Genomic DNA, 5,684 nt, shown 5'->3' with positions numbered 1-5,684 from the left:
CGACCGGGATGCGCAGGTCCGCCGCTGCCGGCCGATGCGCCCGCAACACCATGATGCCGGCCATGGTCGCGGTCACCGCCTGACAGCCGAGACCGACGGTGGCCGTGGCGACCAGGTGACCGCCGGCGGCGGCCAAGCCTGCGGCGGTGAGCACGGTACCGGCCGCGAGCACCCCCACTACCTCCCGCCGGCCCGCCCCCAGGAGGTAGTTGGTGAACAGCAGCGTCACGGCAAGACAGGTCATGGCCAGTGCCAGGATCCACAGTGTCGAGGCGCCCGCGGCCAGGTGCGGGCCGAACACCACTGACAGCACGGGTCTGGCCGCGACCACGCCTGTCCCCACCAGCAGCAGGCCGGGGGCGGCCACCCAGCCGACCGCCGCGAGCAGGGCTGTGGTGGCTGGACGACCCTGCGCCCGGCGCTGAGCCGCCTCCGGGAGCAGGAAGTTCGCCACCGCCAGACCGATGAACACCGGCACCTTGCAGGCCGTCGAAACAGCCGCGTAGGCCCCGACCTCGGCGGGGTTGAGCCAGCCGACGATGACCACATCCATGTTCTGCAGCATCGCGAGCGGCACGAGCGCGCCGAGAGCGGTTGTCGTGTCGTACCAGAGCGCGGGCATGGGTCGGGTGTCCGTCATTCCCCGCGTGGTCATTCCCCGCGTAGTCCGGGCCGTACGCCGGCGGGCATGTGCGGTGCCGCACAGAACACCGACGATCAACCCGAGACCCGCACCGTTGACTCCGAATCCGGCGAACGCCAGACCGATGATGACGACGATGCGGCCAGCACCCTCAAGTACGAAATTATAGGCGAGTTCCTGGTAGGCGCGACGCGCCTGCAACAGACCACGCTCGACCGAAAGTGAGACCCAGATCGCAGCTCCCGCGATTGCCTCGGCAATCGCGAATGGATGCGGATAAGACAGGATCGCCGCCACCTGGCCGCATACCAACAGACCGAGGACACAGGTGACAACAACCACAACCATGCCGACACTGCGCAGCCGGCGAATCCAGGACGCCCGTGCGTGTCGGGTATCACCGGGAAAAGATGTGTCCCGCTGGACCACGGCGACCTGCAAGGCCGAGCCGCCCATCGAAAGGATCAGAAAGATCCCGGTCTGAACGACCAGCGCACCATAGTTGGTGGCATTGAGTACCCGCGCGAGTACAAGGTTGACCAGGAGGTTTCCGCCGTTGACGACAACTCCGGCAACCGCGAGCGACCCGGGGCCGGCGAGGCCCCGCACGATCAGCTCACGCGCTGCGATCGCCATCCACCTTCCTCCCGCACGCTTTCGTGTCCGCCAGCGCGTCGGCGTTTTGCCGCCATTTTCCGGACGTCCTCTGCCCACGGTAGGCCAACGCCGTACCCGGCCCGCATCGGGTGCCCGCGATCTGGCACCATCGTCGCGCGGAGTACGGAGCGGTGCGGCGAGACCGTGCCGAAAACAACGGGGCAGGTTGGGGGTCGAGCTGAAGGGAGCAGACCTGGTGCCCGCAATTGCAGCACCAGCGGACGGTCGGGGCAGGCATCTGGATACGCTCGCCGGGCGTCGTGTGGTGTTTCTCAACTGGCGTGATCTTGAGCATCCTCAGGCCGGTGGCGCCGAGCTCTACTGCCAATCGGTCGCAGAACGGTTTGCCGCGGCTGGTGCGCGGGTGAGTCTGCTCACCTCCCGACCGCCCGGCACCCAACGGTCGCAGAACGTACGGGGCATCGACGTCGAGCGCTCAGGTGGGACGTTCGGGGTGTACCCGGCCGCGTTGGCTCGCCTCCTACGCGACCGGCACGACATCGACGCAGTGGTGGACTGCCAGAACGGCATCCCGTTCTTCAGCCCGCTGGTGCTGCCCAGTACCCCGGTCGTCCAGGTTGTGCACCACGTCCACCAGCGGCAGTTCCCGCTCTACTTCCCGGCGCCCGTGGCCAGGATCGGCCAGCTGATGGAGACCCCCGGCAGCCGTTGGGTGTACCGGCAGTGTCCGGTGGCCGTCGTGTCACCCTCGACCAGGGACGAAGCGTGGGAGGTCCTGAAGCTGCGCGGGCCACGTTTCATCGTGCCCGGCGGCGTCGATCTTCCGTGGGATCACGGGTCTGGCCGACCGGCGGACCGACCGACCATCGTCTGTGTGGGCCGCCTCGTCCCGCACAAGCGGCTGCACCTGCTGCTCGACGCGCTTCCCACGCTTCGCGCGGCCCACCCGGGACTGGTCGTCGACGTGGTCGGCGACGGACCGGACCGGGAACGGCTCATCCGGCACGCGGCCGGGCTCGGTCTCGGCGAGGACATTGTGCACTGGCACGGCTACGTGACGGCTATGAAACGGGACCGGCTGCTGTCGACGGCCTGGCTGACTGTCAATCCGTCCCACGGTGAAGGGTGGGGTTTGTCCGTACTGGAGGCTAATGCCCACGGTGTCCCGGCCGTGGCATTCCGCGTGCCCGGGCTACGCGATGCCGTCTGCCATGGCAAAACCGGCTGGTTGGCGGATGACGCTGATGCGCTCGGACCCACGATCGACCGTGCACTTTCCGCCCTCGCGGACCCGGTCACGGCGACCCGCTGGCGCGAACGGGCCCGAGCGTGGGCCGCACGCTTCTCCTGGGACGCCACCGCCGAGCTGCTGGCCCGCATCGTGACCGCCGAGATGGACAGGCTGGACAACCGCACGCCGGGCCGCCGCCCGCGGGAGTCACGCCGCGCGGACGTCCTTGTCACCCGAGCGGAATTCCTGCTGTCGCCGAGCCAGGCACTGCCAGTCCTGCGCCGTACCGACCTGGTATATCGCAATATCCCCGAAGGGGACGGACCTTACCGGGACGGGACGCTGCGCGCCGGGGACGGCTTCGGCCATGCGGTCGCGGTGCTCTACGGTGCGGGCCTCGCCGATGCTCGTGCCGCACTCGATCGGGCCGGTGTCACCGGCCCGATCGAGGTACGGGCCGCGACCGGGGAGGACCTGCTGGTCGCCGCAGTCCGCTGTGCCCGGCCCGATGCCGTGGAAGCGGGCAGAGCCCCTGCCGCGGCCGGTTAGAGCGCCAGGGGTTCCCCGTGCCACGGCACCGAAGCCCTCCACCACGGGTCGACCGGGTCAACCAGGTCGACCCGGATCAGGTGCGCGGCTCGGGTACCCGGGTCAGGTCATCGAGAGCTACCCGGTAGAGCGCGGCGAAGCGCCGCACAGCCGATTGATCAAAAAGGTCGCAATGGTAACAGAACGCCAGGTTCAGATCGTCACCATAGCCCGCGGCAGTGATCACGAGCCCCTGTGGCAAACCCGCGAATGCAGCGAAGTACAGCGATGTGATCTGCGGAGTATCAGCGCCCGATGTAGGCCGGCCAGACAGCCGTCCGAGGTTCGTCACGCTGGCCGTCGGCATAAGTAGCGGTCGCGCAACGGTCGCGGCGACGCGCAGCAGCGCGTGCCGCGCCGGGCCGGGCAGCCAGGCTGTACCGCGCAGGGCATTCCCGGTCTCCGCTGGTGGCCCTGCTGCCTTGTTAGCCGCCGTCTGCCTGCACACCGCGGCCAGCAGGGTTTCGGGGTCCCGCCGGTCCAGCGGTGTCATGGCAATCACCGCATCTCCCGTATGGTTGCCGAGGGCAACCTCCCCATCGCGGTCGCGGAGGTTGATCGGCATCCGTACCCGCAACCGCCCGGTCTCCCGCCCGGCCGCGGTGTTCCACTGCTCCACCGCAGCCGCGGCGGCTGCCAACAGAAGATCGTTGACGGTGACCGTGCCACCGGTGGCAGACCGCCCGGGCTTGGGGACGGGAACCGCCATGCAGTACACGCCGTAGACGCAGGCTCGGCTGTTCGGTGATGTGCGGTTGGCACGGCCGAGGCCGGGCGCGGGGGCGATCCGCCCCTGCACCGGCTGGCGCAGCGCCGCCACGCCAGGCACGAGGCGGCTGATCCGCTCCATGGACGGGGCTGCCCGCCGACGGTGGCGCGGGGGCCCGGCGCACGCGTCGCCCCCGGCAATGTCGCCCCCGGCAATGCCTCCACCGCAGATGTCACCCCTGGCGATAGCGCTCCCGGAAACACCGCCGTCCACCAGGTTGTCAACAGCTGTCCCGCGTGGACGGCGCGTCCTGGTGACGACACGGGGCTCCAGGACGACACAGCGCTCCAGGATCGCGTGCAGCAACATCGCCACGCTCAATCCGTCGAGAGCGACATGATGCGCGGCAACCGCGAGTGCGTCATCCTCGGGCAACCGCATGTGCAGAACCCGCACCGCAGGCACCCGGCTCAAGGCAAAAGGGCGAGAGCACAGGCCGGCGAACGCATCCCAGAGGTCACCATCATCATGACCACTGGCTGTGATGATCGGAATATCGGCGACGTCCGGGAATGACCACCGCCGGCCAAGCAGGCCGGTGCGCATCCGTGCTCGCGCCATCGGATACCGGGCCGCGGCACCCTGCACCGCCCTGCGCAACGTCACCAGGTCGATGGCCTCACGGGTGCGTGCGATCATGCCAACCGAGACCGGCGCCGACCGGCGATCAGAAGCCATGATCATATCTTCCAGCACCGAAAAACGCCGGTCACGAGCAGGCCGCACCGGCTCGTGCCCTGCGTGCACCGGACCTGCGTGCACCGGACCTGCGTGCACCGGCCCGGTTGACAGGTGGGGAGTGGATGACCCGGATCGGGGATACGGAATCAGGCTGACAAGTGGTTCCGCAACCGGCGCCGGCCGCCACATCTCGCGGGAGTCGATTCTGACACCTTCCTTCGGCTCAGAGCGGCGAAATGTCCCCACGACACACCCCACACGACCCAGTTTCCGTCCCGTCAGGTCAGTTGACGAGATTCGGGCAGGAATAGTGGCGAAGACCTCTTTTATCGCCGGATACGTCGCACGAACCGATCACCTGCGGCAGACCCGGAACAAATCCACTGGATGCGGCTCTTCTCAGGTGAACCGATGAGATGCGAGAACGGCCGATTCACAGCCGGCCAAGGCTGTAATGACCTACTGGCAGGCTCGGGCGGCGTCCACTCTATATACCCGGAAACCCGGTATAGATATGCCGGATTGCCTGCGAGATTGCCTGGTCACGCAGGAACTCCGCATCCAATCAGAAGAGCACATTACCGAACATGTCCAGTCGAAAAATACACAACTAACACCCAACTGCTAAACAATATTGATGCATGATAGCCGATGATCCGCCACGCAGGATCCAGCGAAACCGAGCGTGCCCGGCACCAGAGGGGTAGATCAAGGAATCCCGAGTCCACAGCGGGGCGGACCGACCGGACCTGCCCCGCTATCGACGATCGCTCTGAGCGGGGACCGACACCGACGGGCGATCGGCTGGCCGCACGACGCGACGGACAGCCGTGGATGTGAGCACGCATGCGAACGCGCCTGCGCCGCACAGCTGGACCTGCCAGCCGAAGGCTCCCCGGCCAGAGCCCGGGAGACTGTCGGGCGTCAGCGCCACCACCGTCACGGCAGCGCCCACGCAGCCGGCGGCAAGCCAGGACAGCCCGGTTGACCAGCGTCGAGCAACCGCGACCAGCGCCGGGATTACCAGCGCAACCGGACCTGCGACCAGTGTAACCGCGCACATGCCGGCCGCGATGACACCGTAGCGGAGCTGATCTCGCACCTGCTCGGGCTGTTGCCGCCGGACCCACCGACCGGTGCCCCACCGACCGGTG

General features: G+C 68.0%; 4 protein-coding genes. 1 reads left to right on the top strand and 3 read right to left on the bottom strand.

Annotation, left to right across the window (positions count from 1 at the left end):
* Positions 1–1,279: polysaccharide biosynthesis protein (locus U9980_RS10395; RefSeq protein ID WP_322767728.1), on the bottom strand; the 1,279-nt coding region annotated here is incomplete at its 3' end.
* A gap of 217 nt (positions 1,280–1,496) precedes the next feature.
* Here U9980_RS10395 and U9980_RS10390 point away from each other — a divergent pair.
* Positions 1,497–3,041 carry a glycosyltransferase family 4 protein gene (locus U9980_RS10390; RefSeq protein WP_322767727.1) on the top strand — a complete coding sequence of 515 codons (1,545 nt, stop codon included), beginning with the start codon at positions 1,497–1,499 and terminating at the stop codon, positions 3,039–3,041.
* A 76-nt stretch (positions 3,042–3,117) separates the two neighbouring features.
* Here the strand turns inward: U9980_RS10390 and U9980_RS10385 are convergent, their stop codons facing one another.
* Both U9980_RS10385 and U9980_RS10380 read right to left on the bottom strand, forming a co-directional pair.
* A complete protein-coding gene (locus tag U9980_RS10385) occupies positions 3,118–4,488 on the bottom strand; it encodes a hypothetical protein (protein ID WP_322767726.1) in 1,371 nt (456 codons plus the stop codon).
* Positions 4,489–5,287: 799 nt separating this feature from the next.
* Positions 5,288–5,684: hypothetical protein (locus tag U9980_RS10380; protein WP_322767725.1), on the bottom strand; the 397-nt coding region annotated here is incomplete at its 5' end.

It is taken from the genome of Protofrankia sp. Cr1, assembly GCF_963555865.1.
GTDB lineage: Bacteria > Actinomycetota > Actinomycetes > Frankiales > Frankiaceae > Protofrankia.
The sequence above is the reverse complement of the archived record's forward strand: the minus strand, read 5'-3'. Positions and strand labels throughout refer to the sequence as shown.

What these genes read in the sequence shown, in the direction of transcription:
- U9980_RS10385 (WP_322767726.1), bottom strand. Translation starts at nt 4,488, where the DNA reads ATGATCGCACGCACCCGTGAGGCCATCGACCTGGTGACGTTGCGCAGG.